Consider the following 21005-nt stretch of genomic DNA (forward strand, 5'->3'; position numbering starts at 1 on the left):
CACCGGCTCGCTGCGCGATTCCCTTCCTCACTTGACGACCGGGCCCCAGCGGCCGTCGGGGTAGCGGGCGATAAGGCCCGCGCGCTCGGCCTCCACGAGGCGCTCCATGAGCCATGAACGCGGCTCGGCATCGCCGCAGCACGAGACGGCCAGCGCGTAGAGGTCCTCCATGCCGAGCGGCTGGGAGCGCAGCGCGGCCGCCACCGGGTCGGCCTCGCCCTTCGCGGCGCCGCCCGCGCCCGCCTCGAAGCGCTCCTGCTTGAGGCAGCCGAACAGCGAGAACAGCGCGTCCTCGAATGACTCATCGTCCACCACGGGGGTCGCTCCCTGGCAGAGCAGCCGGTTCGCCCCGCACGAGGAGGAGGCGGTAATGGCCCCCGGCACCACGAGCACGTCGCGGCCGGCCGCCAGCGCCTCGTCGGCGGTGGAGAACGTGCCCGACGGCAGCCCCGCCTCCACGATGAGCGTGGCGCGCGCGAGCCCTGCGATCAGGCGGTTGCGCGCGCGGAAGCGGTAGGGCAAGGGCGGCTCGTCCCAGGCGTGCTCGGATACGACGGCCCCGCCCGCGTCCACGATGCGCTGGAAGAGCCCCGCGTTCTCGGCCGGATAGGGCCTGTCGCAGCCGCCGCCGAGGAAGGCGACCGTGGGCCCGCCCGCCTCGAGCGCGGCGCGATGGGCCGCCGCGTCGCAGCCGCGCGCCCCTCCTGAGACGACGGCGATGCCGCGCTCGGCCGCCAGCCGGGCGAACCGGCGCGCGCAGCCGATGCCGTAGGGCGTCGCCTTGCGCGCGCCCACCACGGCGAGTCCCTCCGCGAGCGCCGTCGGATCGCCCGCCACGTAGAGCCGCTCCGGCGGCTGCGCGAGCCGCTCGAACGCCGAAGGATAGCCGGGGCCGCCCCGCTCGAGCACCGTGCGCGGCCCCTCCAGCACGCCCCCGCGCCCCCGCGGGTCCCGCGCGCTCACGACTCCTATGCGCCCCTGGTACGTCCTGATCTGGTGCACCGTGCACGTGCACGGCTCCTCGCCGTCGCCGAAGTACCCGCAGGGGCACGGGTTGGACGCCGCCACCAGCATGAAGCGCGCCGGGAACTCCACGTTGCCGTCGGCCCGCGTTATCACCACGCGCCCCGCCTCGAGCGGCTGGCGGATGCCCTGCAGCACGCTAGGCGCGAACTCGGCCACCTCGTCCAGGAACAGCACGCCATTGTGCGCGAGCGATATCTCGCCCGGCCGCAGAGGCGAGCCGCCTCCCACGAGCCCCGCGAGGCTCGCCGAATGGTGCGGGCTGCGGAAGGGCCGCACGCCGCCGAGCACGGAGTCCAACGGCTCGCCGGCAACCGAGTGCACCACCGCCGTCTCGAGGCGCTCGGCCTGCGACAGGGGCGGCAGGATGGAGGGCAGGCGCGAGGCGAGCATCGTCTTGCCGGAGCCCGGCGGCCCCATCATGAGCACCCCATGGCCGCCGGCGGCCGCCACCTGCAGCGCGCGCTTGGCCATGTCGTGCCCGGCGATGTCGCGGAAGTCCGGCGCGGACGACGCGCGCTCGCGGCGCATGGGCACGGCCGCGGGAAACGGCAGGTCGCGGAAGCCCGCGACGCTCTTCAGGCAGCGCAGGTCGAGGCCCTCCACCTGCATGAGGCCCTCGTCCACGGGCGCGCCCACCAGCGAGCAGCCCAGGTTGCGCGCGCAGAGCGCGTAGGCAAGAAGGCCCGCCACCGGGCGCACCGCCCCCTCCAGCGAGAGCTCGCCCACGAACAGCGCGCCCTCCACCGCGCGCGGGTCGATCTGCCCCGTGGCGCACAGGATGCCCGCCGCGATGGGCAGGTCGAACCCCGAGCCCGTCTTGCGCAGCGCGCCGGGCGCCAGGTTCACCACCACCTTGCTCGGCGGCACCGAGAACCCGCAGGAGCGCAGCGCCGCCCGCACGCGCTCGCGCGACTCCTGCACCGACGCGTCCGCCATCCCCACGATGGCGAAGCCCGGGATGCCCGGCCCCACCGACACCTCCACGTCCACCGGGACGGCCTGCACGCCGCGCAGCGTGGCGGCCCGAACCCTGCATTGCCCCTGCATGTCAGCCTGCGCAGAACGCGTCGAAGTGATGGCGTATCATGGCGCGGTCGGGCGCCGTCACCACGATCGACACGATGTCGAAGCGCAGCGGCACGTCCACCACGTCGTAGACGGCGAGGAAGCACGCGGCTATGCGCTCGTAGCGCTCGCGCTTGTCGGCGTTCACGGCCTCGGACGGCAGGCCGCGCTCGCAGTTCGACCTCGTCTTCACCTCCACGAACACGACCCATTCCCCGTCGCGGGCGATGATGTCGGCTTCGCCGGCCGCGCACGTCCAGTTCCGCGCGACGATCTCGTAGCCCCTCCGCTCGAGGAATCGCGCGGCCGCCTCCTCGCCCCGCCGGCCCAGCTCGGCGTTGCGCTCGCCCGCCGTGAGGCCGCTCTTCGCCGCGCCCTTCTTGCGGCGCGAGCCCGACGCCTTCTTGCGTTGCTTCGGGGCGGCCTTCTCGACCGCATCCGCCACTGCGCTTTCCACCATGTCTGCTCCCTTCTTCTCCGCCTTCCATGGTACAGGGCCGATCCAGCGGATCCATGGCGTGCGTCAAGCGCAAGCGCGCCCCGATCCATCGCGGATCCAGCGCGTATGGCGCGCATATCCAGCGCGGATCAAGCGCGTTTCAAGCGGAAATCCAGCAGGAATCAAGCGGAAATCAAGCACGGCGAAGCCGACCCTCCGTAACCCCAGGCCAGAAGCGTGCAAAGCCCGCAGGACGATCCTGCGGGCCGTTGTGGAGAAGCGGATAAACACGCGGTGGAAACGCGCGCGGCGGCGCTAGAACAGCGTCGGCTGCAGAAACGACGTGCAGAACGACGCGCGGTGCACCGGCGTGAGGCCGAAGCGCTTGATGGCCTCGATATGGGCGGGGCTCGCGTAGCCCTTGCACGACTCGAAGCCGTATTCGGGGTACTCCTCGGCCAGCCGGCACATGAGCGCGTCGCGCTCCACCTTGGCCACGATGGAGGCGGCGGCGATGGAGGCGCAGCGGCAGTCGCCCTTCACCACGTTCACCTCGCGCGGGTCCATGCGCAAAGGGTTGCCGTCGAGCAGCACCACGTCGGGGCGCACCCCGGCGGCCTCCACGCAGGCCACCGCGCGGCGAAACGCCGTGACGAGCGAGGCCGTCATGCCGCAGGCATCGATATCGCAGGCCTCCACGTACTCCACGGTCCACGCCACGGCCACGGCCTTCACCTGGGCGGCGATGCGCTCGCGATCCTCGGGGCGCACCTGCTTGGAGTCGTTCAAGCCCTCCACGACGGGCTCGAGAGGCAGCACGACCGCGCCCACCGCGAGCGGCCCGGCCAAGGGACCCCGCCCCACCTCGTCAAGCCCCACGACCACGCCGCCGCCCCGCCCGGCGGCAAGTTCGCGCTCGAAGGCGTAGAGCGCGGCGAGGCGCGCCCGCTCGGCCTCCTGCGCCTCGATGCGCCGGCGCGCCCGCTCCACCGCGTCGCGCACCCCCTTGCGCGCGTCGGCCACGAGCGAGCGCTCCAGCACGGCGAACTCGCGCGCGTCCGCCTCGCGCAGACGCCGCTCTATGTCGGCAACCGTCAGACCCATCGAAGCCTCCCCGTCTCTCTTCCCATCGCACCATGATAGCGCAAAAGGAAGCCCCCCGGCCTCCGGAGAGGGCGAGGGGCTTCTCGATCGCTCGCGTGCGGGAGCGGCCTAGCGGTAGGCCTTCTCCTTGATCTTCGCGGCCTTGCCGACCTTCTTGCGCAGGTAGTAGAGCTTGGCGCGGCGCACGTCGCCCTTGCGGACGACCTCGATCTTCTCGATCTTCGGGGAGTGCACGGGGAAGGTGCGCTCCACGCCGATGGAGAAGCTGATCTTGCGGACGGTGAACGTCTCGCGGTTCGAAGCGCCCTGACGGCGGATGACGTCGCCCTGGAACACCTGGATACGCTCGCGGTTGCCCTCGGTGATGCGGTAGTGCACCTTCACGTTGTCGCCCACGTTGAACTCGGGGAGGTCCTGCTTGATCTGCTGCTGCTCGATGGCGCGAATGATATCCATGGTCCGTTCCTTCTATATGTTCAATGAATCTCGTGCATGTCGTCTTGGAAAGACACGATTTGACAGTATACCGCCTGGCAACATCGCATGCAAGGGATATTCTCGGGCATCTTCCTCAAAATTCCCCTCCCTCCACGCGATGCGCAGAAAACCGGCCGCAGTCGGCTCCGCGCACAGTTCCCGCAGCAGGGTGCGATCTTCGCTCCGAAAACACGCCTCGTGCGCTGAGGCGTGTTTTCGGAGCGAAGATCGCGCTCACGGGGTGACGGCGACCGTCTCTATACCAGCGTGAGGAGCGCGTAGGCGGCCACTCCCGCGACGGCGCACCAGAGGAGCGACTTCGTCTTCCACGCCACGAGGGCCACCACGCCGGCGGCCACGAGGGGCGCGGCCGCGGGCCACACGCCGGCGTCGAACATGCCGGGCGTGAGCAGGTCGTTCGCCACCAGCGCGGCGAAGGCGGCGGGCGGGATGAACCCGAGCGCGCGCTCGACGTTCTCGGGAAGGTTGCGTCCCTTGAGCGCGAACAGCGGCGCCACGCGGCACACGAGCATGGTGCCCGCGCAGCACGCGAACACGATGAGGAAGTCGCCCCAGCCCATGGCCGCCATCAGCCCCGCCCCCTCGCCCAGCTGAACGCGAGCGCCGCGGCCACGCCGGCCACCGCGCCCACGAGGATGGCCGGGCCCGCAAGGCCGGCCGCCTTGCACAGGAACACGCCGAGCATGGCCACGCCTGCGGCCACGAGGTTCGCCGCCGAGGGCTTCTGCGTCACAAGCAGGCAGATGAAGATGGACGTCATGGCGAACGACGCGATGGAGAGCGGGATGCCCACGGCGTTGCCCACGAGCACGCCCGCCACGTTCGAGAGCGCCCAGGAGCTCTGCGACATGAGGTTCACCATCGTCGCGCGGCCTACCGACCAGTCCCCGGAGGCGAACTTCGACACGTTCACGCCGTAGCTCTCGTCGGTCACCGTGGCCGCGAACAAAAACGACAGGCGCTTTCGCACGCCCCTGCACGCCGGCGCGAAGGCCGCCGAGTACAGCATCTGGCGCGTGTTCACGAGCGACACGCTAGCGATGATGGAGGCCAGCGGCGAGCCCGCCAGCCACATGTTGGGGATCATGAACTGCCCCGCGCCCGAGTAGAACAGCGCCGAGAGCAGGAATACCTGCAAGCCGTTCAGCCCGATGGAGGCGCTGAGGATGCCGCAGGGAATGCCGATGGCGACGTAGCCCAGCATGATGGGCAGCGCCGCCTGGAACGATTGCCTGATGTGATCCCCTGAAACCATAGCAATCGATTATACAAGGTTTGTGCACCTGCGCAACAACGAAAAGCCGCGCGCCCGGTGCACGCAGGAGCCGGGAGCCGCGAAGGCCGCGCATTGCGGAAACCGGGTCCCGAATGCACGGTTTTGGCCGCTCTGAAGCGTTTCCGGCGCCCTACGGCCAGCTTCCGGCGGCACGCCGAAACGTTTGCGAGCGTTTGCCCAGTTCGGCAACGACGAGCCGTCGCCGCCGAGTCCGCGCGAGCTTCAGAGCGGCCAAAATGTGACTCGAAGGGCCCAAAAATCCGAAGGCGCCGCTTCCAAGCGTGGATGGCGTGTCGAAAGAGGGAGGATTCGACGCAAGGCCTGCGCACCTGCTCAAGGAAATGCCCTACAATCCGGGAAGCGAGATCCGAAGAGGAAGGCGCGGAATGGAGCAGCGGGAGACGGAGGCGGACGAGACGCTCGGGGAGGCGGATCCGGCGCGCATCGGGATAGCGCGCGCCCTCGGGCTCGGCGTCGCGGCGGCCGTGCTCGGCGCGGGCGTGGGATTCGCCATCTGGGCGCTGCTCAGCTCGGCGTACTGGCTCACCGACATCGTGTGGACGGGCGCGCGCGGCATGCTCGGCGAGCCCGCGTTCTCGCTGTTCCCCCTGATCGCGTGCACGACAGGCGGCCTCTTCATCGGCCTGTGGAACGCGCGGTTCAGAAGCGCCCCCAAGCCGCTCGACGAGGTGATGGCCGAGGTGCGCGCGAAAGGCGGCTACTCGGTGGGACGGATCGCCCCGAGCGCGGTATCGTTCTTGCTGCCCATCGCGTTCGGAGGCTCGGTGGGGCCGGAGGCGGGGCTCACCGGCCTCGTCGCGGCCGGCTGCACGTGGGTGGGCGCGAAGCTGCGCCGTCTGGCGGGCGTCGAGGGCGCCTTCTCCCTCAGGCAGAAGATCCCCCTGTACGCGCTCGGCGTTGCGGGCGGCGTCGCGGGCGTCGCGGCGTTCGGCGCGCTCCTCGGCGGCGGCATGCCCATCCCCCACTTCGACGCCGCGCCGCTTTCCTGGGAGGCGGCCGCCTGGTGCGTCCCGCTCGCCCTCGTCGGCTGGGCTATGGCGGTGCTTTACGGCCTGGCCGTGCGCGCATCGCGGCACCTCGCCGCGACTCTCGGCGACCGTCCGGTGCTCAAGCCGCTTTTGTGCGGCATCGCGTTAGGCGCGGTCGCGCTCGCGCTTCCCTACGTGCTGTTCCCGGGCACCCAGCAGGCGTCCGACCTCGCGGCCTCGTGGACGGGCATGGAAGCCGCAGGGCTCTTCGCAACCGGGCTTATCAAGCTCGCGTTCATCGCCTTGTGCCTCAACCTTGGGTGGAGCGGCGGGCCGTTCTTCCCGCTCATCTTCTGCGGCGTGAGCGTGGGGTTCGGCTTCGCCGCGACCCTCGGCGCGCCGGCCGAGCTGGCCGTAGCCGTGGTCACCTCCGCGCTCATCGGCGGCTTCACCCGCAAGCCCGCCATGACGGCGCTCATCATGCTCCTGTGCTTCCCCGTGCAGGACCTGCCCTGGCTGGCCGTCGCCATCGCGGTCGGCGCCTTCCTGCCCCAGCCGAGCACGCGGCTCTGAGTTTCCCCACGTCAGAGAGCACTCCCCGATTTTATGTGAGGCAATCCCCTCGTTTTATGGGATGAATTCCCCTCCGACTCCCGCCAAGATGCCAACCGTCATGAAGCGACGCGGCCCCATCTTGGGCGCTGCGCCGCTTAAGAAGGGGATGTGAAAGGAGATCATCATGGGTGAAGGCTTATCGCGGAGGGATTTTCTCAAGGGGGCCGCGATCGGGGCGACGGGAGCGGCCGCGACCGGGCTTCTGGCATCATGCGCCCCGCAAACAGGCGCTCCGCAGGCGAGCGGCGAGCCGGCGGGCGGAGCGCCGGCGGGCGGCACTGAGAACTGGGACGCGGAATACGACGTCGTGGTGCTGGGCTTCGGCGCCGCGGGGGCCAATGCGGCGGTGGCCGCGTGCGAGGAGGGCGCTTCCGTCCTGCTGACCGACAAGGCGCCGGAGGGCAGCGAAGGAGGCAACTCGGCGGCATCCGGCCAGTTCGTCATGGCCACCGACGACTCCGAGCAGCTCTACAACTACCTGACCACCCTGATGGGCAAGTTCAACAACTGGGACAACGAGGCGGTGCAGGCCTACTGCGACGGCTGCGCGGAGAACTTCGCCTGGATGACCGGGCCCATGGGCGGCGACCCGAACGTCATCGCCCCCACCGAGAAGCCGAGCTTCCCGATGGAGAGCTCGCCGGCCACCGCGAAGAACTGGATAGAGAAGGACGACGTGTGGGGCCTGGGGCGCAAGGGCTACGTGTACAACTGGCACGAGTTCCCCGAGCTGGAGTCCGGGCAGCACTGCCTGTGCCTGACGGCGACGGGAACCCGCTTCGACCGCGGCTACTACAACCTGTGCCACGCCGCCGTCGACGCGCGCGCGGGAAAGGGCATCGACGTCTGGCTCGGCGCCCCCGGAAAGAAGCTGATCGCGGACGGCGAGGGCAACGTGATCGGGTGCGTCATCGAGAAGGATGGCCAGGACGTCAGGGTCAAGGCCAACGGCGGCGTCGTGCTGTGCACCGGCGGCTTCGAGCATAACAAAGAGATGATCCAGAGCTACCTGCAGCAGCCTTACGTGCACCAGCGCGGCGGCCTGTACAACGACGGCGACGGCATCAAGATGGCCATGGGCATAGGCGCCGACCTCTGGCACATGTCGAACAGCGCGGGCTTCTCCTGGACCTACAAGAACCCCTCCCTCTCCACCGTCGGCCTGGCGGGGCCCAGCACGAAGATCGGCGTGATCGTCGGCCTGGGCGGCGGGCGCTTCATGAACGAGGTCGCGGAGAACCGCCACGGCCGCATCGACATCGGCGGGCGCTGGATCTCCACCCCCATGCCCCTGCCGTCCTACCTCGTCCACGACGCCGACCAGCTGGCCGTCAAGTTCATGAGCTCCTTCTCCGACAACTACGTCGACGAGATCGCGAAGGGCGAGGTCATCACCGGCGACACCTTGGAGGAGCTCGCCGAGAACATCCGGAAGTCGAACGACGGGAAGGACGCCCCCGCCTTCGACACCGACATCTTCGTGTCCGACGTCAACGCGTACAACATGCGCCTCGACGCCGGCGAGGACGCCGATTACGGCAGGCCCATCGACACGATGGTTCCCGTGAAGACGGGCCCCTTCTATGCGATCAAGATCGGCCCCACCTACTTCAACACCATGGGTGGACCACGCCGCAACAAGTACGGCCAGGTCATCAGCGTGGAAGGCTACCCCATCGGAGGACTTTTCTCCGCGGGCGAGCTCGGCTCGATCTTCTGCGACATGTACAACGGCAGCGGCAACCTCGGCGAGACCATGGTGTTCGGCCGCATTTCCGGCCAGAACGCCGCGCACCGGGCCAAGGGCGATTTCACCGGCGAGACCAAAGAGGCCATCACCTGGCAGGGCCCGCTTGAGGACGAGGCCGCGCTCACCATGGTCGAGGGCGCGTACAAGGACGGCACCTACGAAGGAGTGGGCACCGGCTTCAACGACAAGATCACCGTCGCGGTGACCATCTCCGGCGGCAAGATCGCCGAGGTGGAGGTGGTGGACTCGAAGGAGACCGCCGGCATCGGCGCGGCGGCGCTTCCCACCTACGTGGAGACCATCGTCGAGAAGCAGAGCTTCGACATCGACACGGTGAGCGGCGCCACCAACACCCTCCGCGGATTCGAAGAGGCCGTCAACGACGCCCTGACGAAGTCGAAGTAAGCGCAGGCAGGATAGGCGGATCCGAACGGAGCGCCCCTCGCGTCGCAGATGGCGCGGGGGGCGCTCCCAATCAGACGGCGTTCCACCTCTCCGCCAGATCGATCAGCTCGTCCTTCGAGTGGACATCCAGCTTCCGGTAGACGCTCTTGATATGCGATTGCGCGGTGCTCGGTGAGATCACCAGCATCGACGCGACCTTCTTCAGGCTTCTCCCCCGCATGAAGAGGTTGGCTATCTCGACCTCCCGGTTGGTGAGGCCGTAGCGCGCCGCGAGCTCTTCGGAGATCTCCGCGCGCCGGACGTCCCCTTGGCCCGAAGGAGCTTTCGCATCGGCCTGCCTCCTCACGATCGAGCTGAAGATGAGCGTCACCGAGGAGAAGAGGACGAACACGACCGCGAGGCCGATGCTGTTCTGCAGCGGCAGGCCCTCCCCCGTCAGATAGAGCAGGATGGGGATCACGACGTAGCTCAAGCACCAGGAGAGCGCCTCTACGAACAGGCTGCACGCCACGAACAGAAGGACGGGCGATATCTTCTTGTGGAAGGCCAGGTTGCACAGAAGGACCCAGAGGAAGAGGTCCAGAAACGAGCGGGCGATGACCACCACGTGGCCGCCGAAGCCTCGGTAGGGCGCGACCAGGCTGACGAACAGGCCGAAGAGGAAGAGGAATACGAGGACCACCCAGCTTTTGAATACCGCCTTCTCGACGGATCCGAAAGCGCCTGCGGAGGGCGCCTTCGAGGTGCCGGCGAAGGGGTTCGGCTTTCCGCAGTAGTACCAGAACAGCGCACAGATCAGCGCCCCTATCGCGATTGAGAGCCCCGTGCGGGAGCCTCCGCCGCCCGCCACATCGACGATGCCCCGCATCGCGCTCCCGGCGATCAGAAAGACGATGAAAAGCGGGACGTACAGGCCTATCGACTTCAAAGCCGAGCCGCTCTGGTCGAACTCCGGATTCTCAGACCGAGGAGAGAGAAGCCAGGCGGCGCCGGAGACGAGCGGAGTGAGGAGGACCAGCGTGCGGTCGACGTCGATGACCAGGCCGAGGGCCGGGATGAAAGCGAGGCTCGCCAGATAGGACGCGACCAGGATGCAGACCTCCCTCGCGCCGAAATCAGCGGAGAAGTACGTCGCCCACGCAAGGCAGTTCGCGGCGAAGCCGACCGCGATGAGGAGGGAGGCCGGCCACAGCAGCGCGGCCGGGGCCCCTCCCTGCGACAGCGAGAGCATGGCAAGGGCGCCGATCGAGCCGACCGCCGCGCAGGCGAAGACGAGCGGCCGGCGAAGGCGCATCATCCGGTCGATCTGCCTTCGCGCCGCTATGCAGGCCAGGCCCACGACCACCAGCTCGACGATGAAAACCAATGAGACGTTGAGCGGGATGCCGAAGAGCTCGTAAGAGAAGGTAGGCGGGTACAGCACCCCGAAGAACCTCTGGAAGCGGAAATAGCACCAGAAGAAGGCCATTCCCGCCATCGGAATCAAAAAACGGCTCACCGTACGCACAATCATTTCCCTCCACAGCGTCGTCCCCACGCAATTCTACCCATTGATGAGCCTCGCGGTGAAAAATAATCGACCGGCAGGGCAGATTGAAGCTCCGGTTGATTTCTTTCGGACGCGCGGGGGCGCGGGGGCGGACCGCCGGCGCGCCGAACCCTCCGCTCCCTTCGGCGGACGCGGACCTTGCGCGTTTCCCTCCCTAGTAGTGCAGCGAGTGCGGGATGAAGAGCTGCTGGTAGAGGCTCTTGGCGTAGCGGTCAGTCATGCCGGCGATGAAGTCGGTGACGGCGCGCAGGTCGTCGCCCTCGGAGATGTCGCGGTACTCCTCGGGCACCTCGTCCACGTGCTCGACGTAGTGGTCGAACAGGTCTTCGATGAGGTGCGTCGCCTTCGCCACCTCGGCCATCACCACGTCGGAGGTGTACACGCGATCGAACAAAAACGCGCGCAGCTCCATCATGGCGCCCCACACCTCGCCGCTCATGCGGATATCGTCTGCGGCGGCGGACGTCTCCACCATGTCGAGCACGAGCGTCTCGATGCGCGAGGAGTGGTCCGGGCCGAGCACGGCGTGCGTCGAAGCCGGCAGGTCGGCCTCGCGCAGGATGCCCGCGCGGATGGCGTCGTCGATGTCGTGGTTCACGTAGGCGATGCGGTCGGCCGTGCCCACGATGCGGCCCTCGAGCGTCTCGGCGCGCAGATCGCCCGTGTGGCAGAGGATGCCGTCGCGCACCTCGGGCGTGAGGTTGAGGCCCTTGCCGCCGTTCTCGATGCGCTCCACAACGCGCAGGCTCTGCTCGTTGTGGCGGTAGAGCGCCTCGGCCTCGGGAGACGCGGGATCGATGCCGGCGCACCGCGCGAGCGAGCGGGCGAGCGCCTCCTCGCCGGTGTGGCCGAAGGGCGTGTGCCCCAGGTCGTGGCCGAGCGAGATGGCCTCGGTGAGGTCCTCGTTCAGCCCGAGGGCGCGCGCGATGGTGCGCGCGATCTGGGCGACTTCGAGGGTGTGCGTGAGGCGCGTGCGGAAGTGGTCGCCCTCGGCGGCCAGGAACACCTGCGTCTTGTGCGACAGGCGGCGGAACGACTTCGTGTGCAGGATCTTGTCGCGGTCGCGCTGGTAGTCGGTGCGCAGGATGTCGGGCTCGGCCGAGCGGGCGCGGCCCTCGCTCTCGTCGGCGAACGACGCGTCGTCGGAAAGCGCGACGTGCTCGCGCAGCTCCTGGTCCTCGCGATGGATGATGCGCATGGGAACCTCCTAGCGACGTGCCTGCGGTGAGGCCATTGTAGCAGAAAGGGGGTTCGGGCGACCCGCCTTGGTGCCTCCGCTGCACGCGAAATCGGGCTGCTCGACACAAAAATCCCCGACGTGAAAGGCTCGGCGCGGCGAAATGGCGGGCATCGGCTCCCCTAAGCGGCGTCGCCGCCACGTTCCCCCAGGTCGCGAAAATCCAGCGCTTGCACGGCCCGCCGGGATCCTTTCACGTCGAGGATTTTCGTGCAAGCACAGCCGATTTCGCGTGCAGCACGTCCCTTCCAATTGCATCGCGCGAGAAACAAGCGAGGCCGCCCGGGAGTTTGTCGCGTATAATGCGGCCTAGGCGAGGTTCGACGGCGGAGCAGACAGGAGGTGTCCCATGCTCGACGAAGTGCTTTTCATGGAAGCGCGCCTCTTCCGCATGTTCAGAGAGCAGACGGGGCTCAGCCCGAAGGATTCGAACCGCCTGTTCGAGGAGCAGGGCATCTGGCGCTTCATCGAAGAGTGCTACGACGCCCTCCATCTCGAAAGCGACGAAGCCGCTCTCCAGGACATCCGCACGAAGCTCGCCGCCCAAGGAGTCTCGCTATGAGCCTGTCGGACGGAATGACCCTCTACCATGGCAGCTATGCCCCCGTTGAGGACATCGACCTCAAGAAATGCTCGACGGGAAAAGATTTCGGGAAGGGATTCTATCTGACCTCGGACGAGGATCAGGCCAGAAGGTTCATCCGAACGTCCCTGCTGAAAGCGCAAAGCCTCGGCCAAGTTGATGCCGGCCAACGCTCCGGCTACGTTTCCGCGTTCCGATTTCGCACGCCCGCAACGTCCCTGAGCGTTTTCGAATTCCCCACTGCGGACGAGCACTGGCTGCGGTTCGTCTCACTGAACCGCAGAAGCGCTTTGGCAGTCAAGTTGCGCGACAAAGTGGATCCGGGTTTGACCTGCGCCGACGTCATCATTGGAAAGGTGGCTAACGACACCACAAACCCTGTCATAACCACCTACCTCAACGGGCTTTACGGCCCCCTCGACGACCCGAAATCCGCGAGCACGGCCATCGGCCTTCTCCTGCCCGACCGGCTCAAGGACCAGTTCTGCTTTGCCACTCAACGAGCCGTCGCATGCCTGGAACCCATGAAGGTGACGCGCTATGAACTATGAGATCATGGCCCAATGCGCCGACCTGATCTTCGCCGACGCCGTGCAGGACATAGCCGCGCGCACAGGGCTGCCGACGGAGCAGGTGCGCCGCAAAGTGATCGAGTCCCCCGCTTACGCCGCGCTCTACGATTTCGAGACGGGGCTGTGGCAAGAAGGTCCCGACTATTTCGTCGGATTGCTCGCCTTGGGCGGGAAGGACGGCTAGACGTCAACGCGCCGTCATGGCGGCGCGGGCGGCATCGGGCGGGGCGAAGGCGCCGTGCTCGGTGACGATGCGGGTGATGAGGGCGGCGGGCGTCACGTCGAAGGCGGGGTTCCACACGTCCACGCCAGGGATGGGCGCGGGCAGCACCTCGGCGGGGTCGCGCTCCTCGATGGGGATGTCCGCGCCGGTCGTGCACGCGGGGTCGATGGTGGAGGCGGGCGCGGCCACGTAGAACGGGATGCCGTGGTGGCGCGCGAGGACGGCCACGCCGTAGGTGCCAATCTTGTTGGCCACGTCCCCGTTGGCGGCGATACGGTCGGCACCCACCACGACGGCGTCCACCTCCCCTTTCGCCATGAGGCTCGCGGCCATGTCGTCGCAGATGAGCGTCACGGGCACGCCCGCGCGCGCAAGCTCCCAGGCGGTGAGGCGCGCGCCCTGGCCCACCGGGCGCGTCTCATCGGCGTACACGCGCGCCACCTTGCCCTCGGCGGCGGCCGCGTACACCACGCCGAGCGCGGTTCCGTAGAAGGCCGTGGCGAGACTCCCGGCGTTGCAGTGCGTGAGGATGCGCGCGCCCTGAGGCAGCAGCGCCGAGCCGTGCGCGCCGATGGCGCGGTTGGCGGCCTCGTCCTCGGCCTCCATGCGGCGCGCCTCGGCGAAGAGCTCGTCGGCGATGGCGTGGGGCGCAGCGCCCTCGTCGGCGCAGACGCGCGCGAGCCGCTCGAGGCGGCGCACGCCCCACGCCAGGTTGACGGCGGTGGGACGCGCGTCGGCCACCTCGTCGGCCACGCGGGCGAGGGCGTCGAGGAAGCGCGGACCGGCCTGCGCGCACCCGCCCGCCGCCGCGTCGGCCGCGCCCTCGTTGCAGGCCCAGAGCGCCACTGCCGCCGCGCCCGCCACCCCGATGGCCGGCGCGCCGCGCACCGCGAGCGTCTTGACTGCGTCGACGACCGCGCGCCAGTCGCCCGTGCGGACGATCCGCAGCTCGCCGGGCAGCAGGCGCTGGTCGACGTAGGCGAGCTCGGCGCGCCCGTCGCCGTCGCGCCCGAGTTCGATGGTACGCGGCAGGTTATCCAGGTTGAGCGTTGCGGCCATGGGGCGTCCTTTCTGTCCGATGGCGACATTCTACCGTACCCCCACGGCCGAGGGGACGGCCTTGGTCAGCGGCAGCACCTGATCTTCGCTCCGAAAACACGCCTCGTGCGCTGAGGCGTGTTTTCGGAGCGAAGATCGGCCCTTAGGTTGCCGGTTCGTGACGGTTCGGGGCATATGCGCCCGGCGCGCTTATCATGGTAGGGAAAACCGCACGCGCGACGGAGGATACGACCCATGACGAACCAACTTGCTGCTGCGACGGCCCCGGGCGCGAAGCCCGCAGCCCTGCGCCCCTGGCATGCGATGCCCCTGGAGGAGGTGCTCGCGGAGCTGAACGCCTCGCCCGAGGGGCTCTCCGAGCTCGCGGCGCGCGAGCGCCTGGCCGAGGTGGGTCCCAACGAGCTCAACGCCAAGCCGCCGCGCACGCTCGCCCAGATGGTGCGCGAGCAGATCGGCGACCCGATGGTGCTCATCCTGCTGGTGGCGGCCGCCCTCTCGGCGCTTCTGCAGGAGTGGGCCGAGGCGGGCATCATCTTCGCCATCGTGGTGGCCAACGCGCTCATCGGCATCGTGCAGGAGAGGAAGGCGCAGACCTCCCTCGAGGCGCTGCGCAACATGAGCGCGCCCACCGCGCGCGTCATCCGCGATGGCGCGGAGACGGTGGTGCCCGCCCGCGAGCTGGTGCCGGGCGACGTGGTGGTCTTGGGCGACGGCAGCATGGCCCCCGCCGACCTGCGGCTGCTCTCGGCGGCGGGGCTGCGCATGCAGGAGGCCGCGCTCACAGGCGAGTCCGTGCCCGTGGAGAAGGACGCCCGGGCCGCGGTGGTTCCCGGCGCGCTCGTGGGCGACCGCGCGGACATGGCCTTTGCCACCGCCATCGTGACCGGCGGGCGCGGCACGGGCGTGGTGGTGGGCACCGGCATGGACACCGAGGTCGGGCGCATCGCGGGCCTTCTGGAGGGCGACGAGGAGCTGGACACGCCGCTCAAGCGCAAGCTGGCCTCGTTCGGCAAGATGCTCACCGTGGTGGGCGTGGCCGCCGCGCTCGTGGTGCTGGCGGTCGGCATGGCGTACGGGCGTCCCTTCGCGCCGCTGCTGCTTCTGGCCATATCGCTGGCCATCTCGGTGATCCCCGAGGGGCTGCCGGCCACGGCCACCATCGTGATGGCGCTCGGCGTGCAGCGCATGGCCAAGCACCAGGCGCTCGTGCGGCGGCTGCCCGCCGTGGAGACGCTCGGCGGTGCCACGGTCATCTGCACGGACAAGACGGGCACCTTGACCGAGAACCGCATGAACGTCGTGCGCGTGGCGCTCGGGCCCGACCTCGACCGCGGCGAGGCCGCGCCCCCGGCCCGCGCGATCGAGGAGAGCCCCGAGCTCTTCGGCTACCTGGCCTTCACGGCCGTGCTCTGCAACGACGCGAGCTTCGCCGAGGCGCAGGGCGAAGGCGCGTCGGCGGGCGCCCCCGCGAGCCCCGACACCGTGATCGGCGACCCCACCGAGGGCGCGCTGCTGGTGATGGCCCGCGACGGCGGCATCGACCCGGCGGCTCTGCGCGAGGCCTATCCGCGCCTGGCCGAGCGGCCCTTCGACTCCGACCGCAAGCGCATGGCCACCGTGCACGAGCGCGACGGCGAGACGGTGGCGGCCGTCAAGGGCGCGCTCGACGGTCTTCTGCCGCTGTGCGACTTCGTGATGGACGCGGACGGCCCGCGCCCGATCAGCGACGAGGACCGCGCCCATGCGCTCGAAGTGGCTCAGCACCTCTCCGACGAGGCGCTGCGCGTGCTCGCCTTCGCCACGCGAGCCCTGCCCGGCGTGCCCGCCGACGGAGAGGACATCGAGCGCGGCCTCACCTTCATCGGCCTCGTGGGCATGATGGATCCGCCGCGCGCCGACGTGCGCGAGGCCGTGGACACCTGCCGCACCGCCGGCGTGCGCACCGTCATGATCACGGGCGACCACGCCGCCACCGCGCGCGCCATCGGGCGCGAGCTGGACATCTGGCGCGAGGGCGACCTCGTGGTATCGGGCGAGGAGCTCGACGGGATGGACGACCGCCAGCTGGATGCGGCCATCGAGCGCACGAGCGTGTTCGCGCGGGTGTCGCCCTTCCACAAGCTGCGCATCGTGCGCGCGCTCAAGGCCGACGGCGAGATCGTGGCCATGACCGGCGACGGCGTGAACGACGCGCCCGCCCTCAAGGCCGCCGACATCGGCGTGGCCATGGGCATCACCGGCACCGACGTGGCGAAGGACGCCTCGGATATGATCCTGCTCGACGACCGCTTCACCACCATCGTCTACGCCGTGCGCGAGGGGCGGCGCGTGTACCGCAACATCCAGAAGGTGGTGGCCTTCCTCGTGGCCGACAACCTGGCCGAGATCCTCGTGCTGCTCACCGCCGTGGCGCTCAACTGGAACGCCCCGCTCACGGCCGTGATGATCCTCTGGGTGAACCTGGCCACGGCCACCCTTCCCGCGCTGGCGCTGGGCGTGGAGCCGGCGAGCCGCCACATCATGGAGCATCCGCCCCTGCGCTCGGGGACGCTGCTGGAACCGAAGCTCGCGCGGCGCGTTGTCTTCCAAGGCGTGTTCGTGGCCGCGTTCGCGCTGTTCGCGTTCATGGTGGGCCGCGAGGCGGGCGGCGACGCCACAGGATCGTCGATGGCCTTCGCCGTGCTCGCGTTCTCGCAGGTGCTGCGCGCCGTGAACCAGCGCTCCACCGTCGATCCCGTATGGAACCGCGGCGGCGGACGCAACCCGTGGCTGTGGGGCGCGGTGGCCGTATCGACCGTGCTCATGCTGGTCGTGCTGCTGGTGCCGCCGGTCACCGCCGCGTTCGGCGGCGCGCCCATGAACGGGTGGCAGTGGGCCGTGGCGCTCGGCCTGGCCGCGCTCTCGCTCGCGCAGACCGAGGTCGCGAAGGCCATCGGCCGCCTGCGGGCGTCGCGGCGCTAGGCCCAAGGGCCCTGCTGGGCGCGCTTCCGGCGAAGGGCGACGATGCCGAGCGCCATGCCGCAGACGGAGCAGGCGAGCGTTGCGGCGGGCCACGCGGTGGGCTCGATCACATGGGAGGCCACGAGCACCACCCACGGGCCCAGCGCGTCCACCATGGCGCCGACGGCGAGCGAGTCGACGACGCGCACCAGCACGATCCACGCGAGCGAGAGCGTCGCCGCGCACGAGCAGGAGGCGACGAGCAGCACGTAGCGTGCCCTCGCGCCCGCGGCGAGGGCGATCGCGGCGGCCGCCAGCAACGCGACCAGCAGGCACCAGAGCGCCTGCGCGAGCACGAGCAGGATCCCTATCAGGCCGATGTCCATCTCAACCCCTCTCGTCGAGGACGTCCGACACGCGCTCGGCCGCGTCCTGGGCCCGCTCGACGATCTGCGCCGCGCGGTCGGCGACGGCGCGGGCCTTCTCGACCAGGTCCGCGAGCGACTGGGCGCGGTCGACGAGCACCTGCCCCGTCGCCAGCACGTCGGGCACCGAGTAGGAGACGTCGCGGTCGATGAGATCGGCCACGCTCACCCGGACCCAGGGCGCGGCCATGGCGAGCGCGGCGACGAGGCACAGGGTCGCCAGCAGGCGGTCGGGCGTGACGGCGGCCCGGATGCGGCGCAGGAGGGCGCGCGGGCGCGGCTCCCCGTTCATGAGCCGCTCCGCACGGCGTCGCGCTCCGCGAGCATCCGCCGGCGCGCGCCTGCGGCGAGGGACAGGGCCGCCCCCGCGGCAGCGGCGAGAACCAGCGGGTGCGGGGCGCCGTCGCCGGTGGAAGCGAGCGGCGTGCCGGGCGCGGCGGCCTCGGATCCGCCGCCCGCAGCCGGCGGCTCGGCCTCGGGTTCGGGCGCAGGCGGCGGCGCGACGGGCCGGTACGTCGCGTCGATCGCGGCGTTCATCAGGCGTGCGATGAGCGCGTGGCCGTCGTGGTTCGGGTGAGAGTCGACGCCGAAGACGATGGAGCCGTCCTCCGCGCGCCCGATCTGCACGTTCGTGAGGCCCGGGTTGTTGAACGGCTCGTAGAGGTCCACGGCCGTGCAGCCCTCCGTATTCTTGTCGAACGCCTCGTTCATGAGCTCGATGTAGCGCGCGCCCGCGCCGCTCAGGTCGATGGACAGGACCACGTCGTCGCCGACGAGTCCCGCCAGGTTGGGGAACAGCGCGCGCAGGTCGAGCACCTGGCCGTAGAACGGGTTGTAGAGCGTGGTCCAGCACACCTGCGCATGCGGGGCGCGCGCGTGCAGCTCGGCGAGGATGGACGGTTGGTTCACCTGGGCGAACGTCTCGCAGGCGGCGAGCAGCTGCGGGTCGGCCTCGATGGCCTCGTTGATCTGGGCAATGGCGGCGGCGATCTTCTCCACGAGGTCCCGGACCGGCGAGGGGCGCTTCCTCGCGAGCCCATCCTCCCCAGGGTCCGCCTCGAGCGCGGACGGATCGGCTTCAGCCTCGGCCGCGAGCGCCTGCACCTCCTCCGCGCTCAAGTCGTCGATGCCCGCAAGCGCCTCCGCGATGATCTCGATGAAGCGGCCTAGAAGGTCGTTCGAGCCGATGGTCACGCTCACCAGCGTGGCGTCGGCCAGCGCGGCGTCGTAGGCGCCGGCGGAGAGCGCGTCCAAGAGCTGCTGGCTCGTCCAGCCCGACGCCGCCAGGTTGTCCGTGGCCGCAGGGCCGTACGCGTCCGCCAGATGCGCCCCCACCAGCGTCGCGAACGCGTCGGAGGGCGTGGGCATCTGGTCGTAGAGCGGGTCGGAGTTGTCGTACTCCTGCAGCGCGTAGCCCGCCGCGATGCTGTCGCCGAACACGACGTACTTCGTGAGCAGCGGCTCGCAGGCTATGCGCGCAGGCGCGATGCCGGCGGCCTCGAGCCGCTCGACCATGGCCTGGTCGCGCACCGTGAACGCCGTCGCCTCCGAAAGCCCCGAGAACGCCGCCGGGTCGACGTCGATCACGCCCTCGATGTCGATGCGCTCGACGGCGCCCGACGAGGCGGCCGCGCCCGAGAACGCGCCCGCCGCGATGCCCGCCACCGCGTAGGTGGCGGGCTGCTCCCAATCCTCCATGACCATGATGGATGCGGGGATCGCGACGGTGCCGGCCGCGTCGTCCGCGATGCCGGACAGCACGGCGCTCCCCTGCCCGGGCCCCGCCTCGGCCGTCACCGTGTACTCGATGTCCGTGCCCGTCTTCTTGTGGACGACTGCGTCGCCCGCCGCCGCGAGCGCCCGCGCCGGGCAGAGCGCCGTCGCGAGGACGACGGCCAGCGCAACCGCCGCCCCTCTGCGCAACCTTCCGGACGATCCCTTCGAACCCCGCATCCCGCATCGCCTCGCTTTCGCCACGTGCCGCCGCGACCCCGGCGGTCGGCCTCCTCCGGCCGGCGCGCCGCTCCTGCTATTTTGTCGCAGTCGGCCTTCCCTGTGGCGCGTTGCGCGCATTCGGCCCCGTTTTGCGCGCAAGTGGATCGGGGCGGACGCGCCGTCAGCAGAGGATCGACGGCTCGCTCAGAAGGCCCGCGAGCGCGCTCGCGGGGATGGCGAACTCCGGCATGCCCGCGCGGCCCGGGGCCACCTCGTACTCGTCGAACACGATGACCAGACGGTTCGCGTCGTCGATATAGAAGTGCTGGTCGGCCGCGATGCTCTGGAAGCACTCGTCGGGCCGCCAGATGCCGCCGGGGATGAAGTAGTCGGCCGTGCCGGCGTCCACCTGCTCGGCCATCTGGCGCAGCACCTCGGCGCTCACGGCCCCCACGTAGTCGGCACCGGGCGCGAACAGGTCGGCCAGCTCCAGGAAGCATCCCGTGCGCTTGTCCAGCGTGAACGTGCGCGCGTACTCGCCCGAGCCGCCGGCGTTGAGCGTGCCGACGAACCGGATGGCCAGCAGCGCGTCGTCGTCGCGCACTACGTCGTAGGCCACGTCCATGCCCACGTAGCCGTTGTACTTGCGCGCGGCGTACCAGAGGAACTTCTCGCGCATCTGCTCGACGTAGGCCTCCATCTGCCGGTTGATCTCGTCCACGCCCTCCGCGAGGGCGGGCGGCGGGTCGGCGGCGCCGTCGCCTTCGTCCGGGCTGGCGGGGGCAACCGGGATGGTCACCTCCGGGACGCTCGGCAGGGGCGCGGGCGCGCCGTCGTCCCTGGAGCCGCTCTCCCATGAGAGCGTGCCGGATGCCGGCGGCTCGACGGGCTCGGGCGCGGCGGGGAGTTCGGGTTCGGGGCGGCTCGACGGGCTCGGGCGCGGCGGGGAGTTCGGGTTCGGGGGCCGGGGCGGCGGCCTGCGGCTCATCGGGCGCTTCCTCTGCGGGCGCCTCTTCCTGCTGCGCGCCCGCATCGGCCGGCGCGAGCGCCTCCACCCGCGGCACGGCCGCCTGGAAGGACGTGGCGCCCCAGCGGAAGCCCTCGACCCGCGTCTGCGCCACCTCGAGCAATCTGCCGTCCGAGGCGCGCGCTGCCGCCGGCAGGCACCCCGCCGCGAGGAGCAGCGCGCAGCCGAGCGCGAGCGTTCCTTGGGCCGGACGGCGCAAGAGCCCCGGCCGCCTCTTCGGCTCGGCCTCCTCGGCGGGCGCGCAGAGCACCGCCTGCAGGCGGAACCTTCCCTCCTCGCACGAGCAGC

Annotated in this window: 19 protein-coding genes; 6 read left to right on the top strand and 13 right to left on the bottom strand. The window is 70.0% G+C overall.

Going from position 1 to position 21005, the window contains the following annotated elements:
- Positions 1-27: 27 nt before the first annotated feature.
- The 6 genes from FX134_RS14740 to FX134_RS03180 form a co-directional block, all read right to left on the bottom strand.
- Positions 28-2073 carry a YifB family Mg chelatase-like AAA ATPase gene (locus FX134_RS14740; RefSeq protein WP_232050826.1) on the bottom strand — a complete coding sequence of 682 codons (2046 nt, stop codon included), beginning with the start codon at positions 2071-2073 and terminating at the stop codon, positions 28-30.
- A gap of 1 nt (position 2074) precedes the next feature.
- Entirely contained in the window at positions 2075-2551 is a 477-nt protein-coding gene (locus FX134_RS03160; protein ID WP_080797513.1) for a YraN family protein, read from the bottom strand.
- A gap of 294 nt (positions 2552-2845) precedes the next feature.
- Positions 2846-3634 carry a ribonuclease HII gene (locus FX134_RS03165; RefSeq protein ID WP_080797515.1) on the bottom strand — a complete coding sequence of 263 codons (789 nt, stop codon included), beginning with the start codon at positions 3632-3634 and terminating at the stop codon, positions 2846-2848.
- Positions 3635-3742: 108 nt separating this feature from the next.
- Positions 3743-4090, bottom strand: a complete 348-nt coding sequence (gene rplS, locus FX134_RS03170; RefSeq protein ID WP_080797517.1) for a 50S ribosomal protein L19 — start codon at positions 4088-4090, stop codon at positions 3743-3745.
- A 278-nt stretch (positions 4091-4368) separates the two neighbouring features.
- Complete coding sequence (locus FX134_RS03175; protein WP_080797519.1) at positions 4369-4701, bottom strand: AzlD domain-containing protein; 333 nt, start codon at positions 4699-4701, stop codon at positions 4369-4371.
- Positions 4701-5387 carry an AzlC family ABC transporter permease gene (locus tag FX134_RS03180; RefSeq protein WP_080797522.1) on the bottom strand — a complete coding sequence of 229 codons (687 nt, stop codon included), beginning with the start codon at positions 5385-5387 and terminating at the stop codon, positions 4701-4703. Before FX134_RS03180 ends, FX134_RS03175 begins: the two co-directional genes overlap by 1 nt.
- 407 nt (positions 5388-5794) lie before the next feature.
- Between FX134_RS03180 and FX134_RS03185 the strand changes: the two genes are divergently transcribed.
- Positions 5795-6970 (top strand): chloride channel protein, encoded by a 1176-nt coding sequence (locus FX134_RS03185; protein WP_172623356.1) that lies wholly within the window; start codon positions 5795-5797, stop codon positions 6968-6970.
- A 166-nt stretch (positions 6971-7136) separates the two neighbouring features.
- Positions 7137-9167: an FAD-binding protein gene (locus FX134_RS03190; protein WP_080797526.1), complete on the top strand. Its 2031-nt coding sequence runs from the start codon at positions 7137-7139 to the stop codon at positions 9165-9167.
- A gap of 70 nt (positions 9168-9237) precedes the next feature.
- Here the strand turns inward: FX134_RS03190 and FX134_RS03195 are convergent, their stop codons facing one another.
- Positions 9238-10635 carry a helix-turn-helix transcriptional regulator gene (locus FX134_RS03195; RefSeq protein WP_172623357.1) on the bottom strand — a complete coding sequence of 466 codons (1398 nt, stop codon included), beginning with the start codon at positions 10633-10635 and terminating at the stop codon, positions 9238-9240.
- Positions 10636-10870: 235 nt separating this feature from the next.
- Complete coding sequence (locus FX134_RS03200) at positions 10871-11914, bottom strand: deoxyguanosinetriphosphate triphosphohydrolase (RefSeq protein WP_080797531.1); 1044 nt, start codon at positions 11912-11914, stop codon at positions 10871-10873.
- A gap of 388 nt (positions 11915-12302) precedes the next feature.
- On the opposite strand from FX134_RS03200, the gene FX134_RS03205 reads away from it, so the two are divergent.
- Genes FX134_RS03205 through FX134_RS03215 form a run of 3 tightly spaced genes read left to right on the top strand, consistent with a single transcriptional unit; the run spans position 12303 to position 13292 of the window.
- A complete protein-coding gene (locus tag FX134_RS03205; protein ID WP_080797533.1) occupies positions 12303-12515 on the top strand; it encodes a DUF3791 domain-containing protein in 213 nt (70 codons plus the stop codon).
- Entirely contained in the window at positions 12512-13087 is a 576-nt protein-coding gene (locus FX134_RS03210; RefSeq protein WP_080797535.1) for a DUF3990 domain-containing protein, read from the top strand. The genes FX134_RS03205 and FX134_RS03210 overlap by 4 nt, the downstream gene beginning before the upstream one ends.
- On the top strand, positions 13077-13292 hold the full coding sequence (locus FX134_RS03215; RefSeq protein WP_080797538.1) for a hypothetical protein: 216 nt from the start codon (positions 13077-13079) through the stop codon (positions 13290-13292). Before FX134_RS03210 ends, FX134_RS03215 begins: the two co-directional genes overlap by 11 nt.
- Positions 13293-13295: 3 nt before the next feature.
- Here FX134_RS03215 and mtnA read toward each other — a convergent pair whose 3' ends face one another.
- Positions 13296-14390, bottom strand: coding sequence for an S-methyl-5-thioribose-1-phosphate isomerase (gene mtnA, locus FX134_RS03220; protein ID WP_080797540.1), 1095 nt, complete (start codon positions 14388-14390; stop codon positions 13296-13298).
- 234 nt (positions 14391-14624) lie between these two features.
- On the opposite strand from mtnA, the gene FX134_RS03225 reads away from it, so the two are divergent.
- On the top strand, positions 14625-17351 hold the full coding sequence (locus tag FX134_RS03225; RefSeq protein WP_080797543.1) for a cation-translocating P-type ATPase: 2727 nt from the start codon (positions 14625-14627) through the stop codon (positions 17349-17351).
- Here FX134_RS03225 and FX134_RS03230 read toward each other — a convergent pair.
- From FX134_RS03230 to FX134_RS03245, 4 genes are all read right to left on the bottom strand, one after another.
- Positions 17348-17716, bottom strand: coding sequence for a hypothetical protein (locus FX134_RS03230; RefSeq protein WP_080797545.1), 369 nt, complete (start codon positions 17714-17716; stop codon positions 17348-17350). The genes FX134_RS03225 and FX134_RS03230 overlap by 4 nt on opposite strands.
- Position 17717: 1 nt before the next feature.
- Positions 17718-18047, bottom strand: coding sequence for a hypothetical protein (locus tag FX134_RS03235; RefSeq protein WP_080797547.1), 330 nt, complete (start codon positions 18045-18047; stop codon positions 17718-17720).
- Positions 18044-19678 (bottom strand): SGNH/GDSL hydrolase family protein, encoded by a 1635-nt coding sequence (locus FX134_RS03240; RefSeq protein WP_197735965.1) that lies wholly within the window; start codon positions 19676-19678, stop codon positions 18044-18046. The genes FX134_RS03235 and FX134_RS03240 overlap by 4 nt, the downstream gene beginning before the upstream one ends.
- A 193-nt stretch (positions 19679-19871) precedes the next feature.
- Entirely contained in the window at positions 19872-20678 is an 807-nt protein-coding gene (locus tag FX134_RS03245) for an RsiV family protein (RefSeq protein WP_080797548.1), read from the bottom strand.
- Between the last annotated feature and the right edge of the window lie 327 nt (positions 20679-21005).

The sequence above is a fragment of the Arabiibacter massiliensis genome, assembly GCF_902386925.1.
In the GTDB taxonomy this organism is placed as follows: domain Bacteria; phylum Actinomycetota; class Coriobacteriia; order Coriobacteriales; family Eggerthellaceae; genus Arabiibacter; species Arabiibacter massiliensis.

What these genes read in the sequence shown, in the direction of transcription:
- FX134_RS14740 (WP_232050826.1), bottom strand. Translation starts at nt 2,073, where the DNA reads ATGCAGGGGCAATGCAGGGTTCGGGCCGCCACGCTGCGCGGCGTGCAG.
- FX134_RS03160 (WP_080797513.1), bottom strand. Translation starts at nt 2,551, where the DNA reads ATGGTGGAAAGCGCAGTGGCGGATGCGGTCGAGAAGGCCGCCCCGAAG.
- FX134_RS03165 (WP_080797515.1), bottom strand. Translation starts at nt 3,634, where the DNA reads ATGGGTCTGACGGTTGCCGACATAGAGCGGCGTCTGCGCGAGGCGGAC.
- rplS (WP_080797517.1), bottom strand. Translation starts at nt 4,090, where the DNA reads ATGGATATCATTCGCGCCATCGAGCAGCAGCAGATCAAGCAGGACCTC.
- FX134_RS03175 (WP_080797519.1), bottom strand. Translation starts at nt 4,701, where the DNA reads ATGGCGGCCATGGGCTGGGGCGACTTCCTCATCGTGTTCGCGTGCTGC.
- FX134_RS03180 (WP_080797522.1), bottom strand. Translation starts at nt 5,387, where the DNA reads ATGGTTTCAGGGGATCACATCAGGCAATCGTTCCAGGCGGCGCTGCCC.
- FX134_RS03185 (WP_172623356.1), top strand. Translation starts at nt 5,795, where the DNA reads ATGGAGCAGCGGGAGACGGAGGCGGACGAGACGCTCGGGGAGGCGGAT.
- FX134_RS03190 (WP_080797526.1), top strand. Translation starts at nt 7,137, where the DNA reads ATGGGTGAAGGCTTATCGCGGAGGGATTTTCTCAAGGGGGCCGCGATC.
- FX134_RS03195 (WP_172623357.1), bottom strand. Translation starts at nt 10,635, where the DNA reads ATGGCCTTCTTCTGGTGCTATTTCCGCTTCCAGAGGTTCTTCGGGGTG.
- FX134_RS03200 (WP_080797531.1), bottom strand. Translation starts at nt 11,914, where the DNA reads ATGCGCATCATCCATCGCGAGGACCAGGAGCTGCGCGAGCACGTCGCG.
- FX134_RS03205 (WP_080797533.1), top strand. Translation starts at nt 12,303, where the DNA reads ATGCTCGACGAAGTGCTTTTCATGGAAGCGCGCCTCTTCCGCATGTTC.
- FX134_RS03210 (WP_080797535.1), top strand. Translation starts at nt 12,512, where the DNA reads ATGAGCCTGTCGGACGGAATGACCCTCTACCATGGCAGCTATGCCCCC.
- FX134_RS03215 (WP_080797538.1), top strand. Translation starts at nt 13,077, where the DNA reads ATGAACTATGAGATCATGGCCCAATGCGCCGACCTGATCTTCGCCGAC.
- mtnA (WP_080797540.1), bottom strand. Translation starts at nt 14,390, where the DNA reads ATGGCCGCAACGCTCAACCTGGATAACCTGCCGCGTACCATCGAACTC.
- FX134_RS03225 (WP_080797543.1), top strand. Translation starts at nt 14,625, where the DNA reads ATGACGAACCAACTTGCTGCTGCGACGGCCCCGGGCGCGAAGCCCGCA.
- FX134_RS03230 (WP_080797545.1), bottom strand. Translation starts at nt 17,716, where the DNA reads ATGGACATCGGCCTGATAGGGATCCTGCTCGTGCTCGCGCAGGCGCTC.
- FX134_RS03235 (WP_080797547.1), bottom strand. Translation starts at nt 18,047, where the DNA reads ATGAACGGGGAGCCGCGCCCGCGCGCCCTCCTGCGCCGCATCCGGGCC.
- FX134_RS03245 (WP_080797548.1), bottom strand. Translation starts at nt 20,678, where the DNA reads ATGAGCCGCAGGCCGCCGCCCCGGCCCCCGAACCCGAACTCCCCGCCG.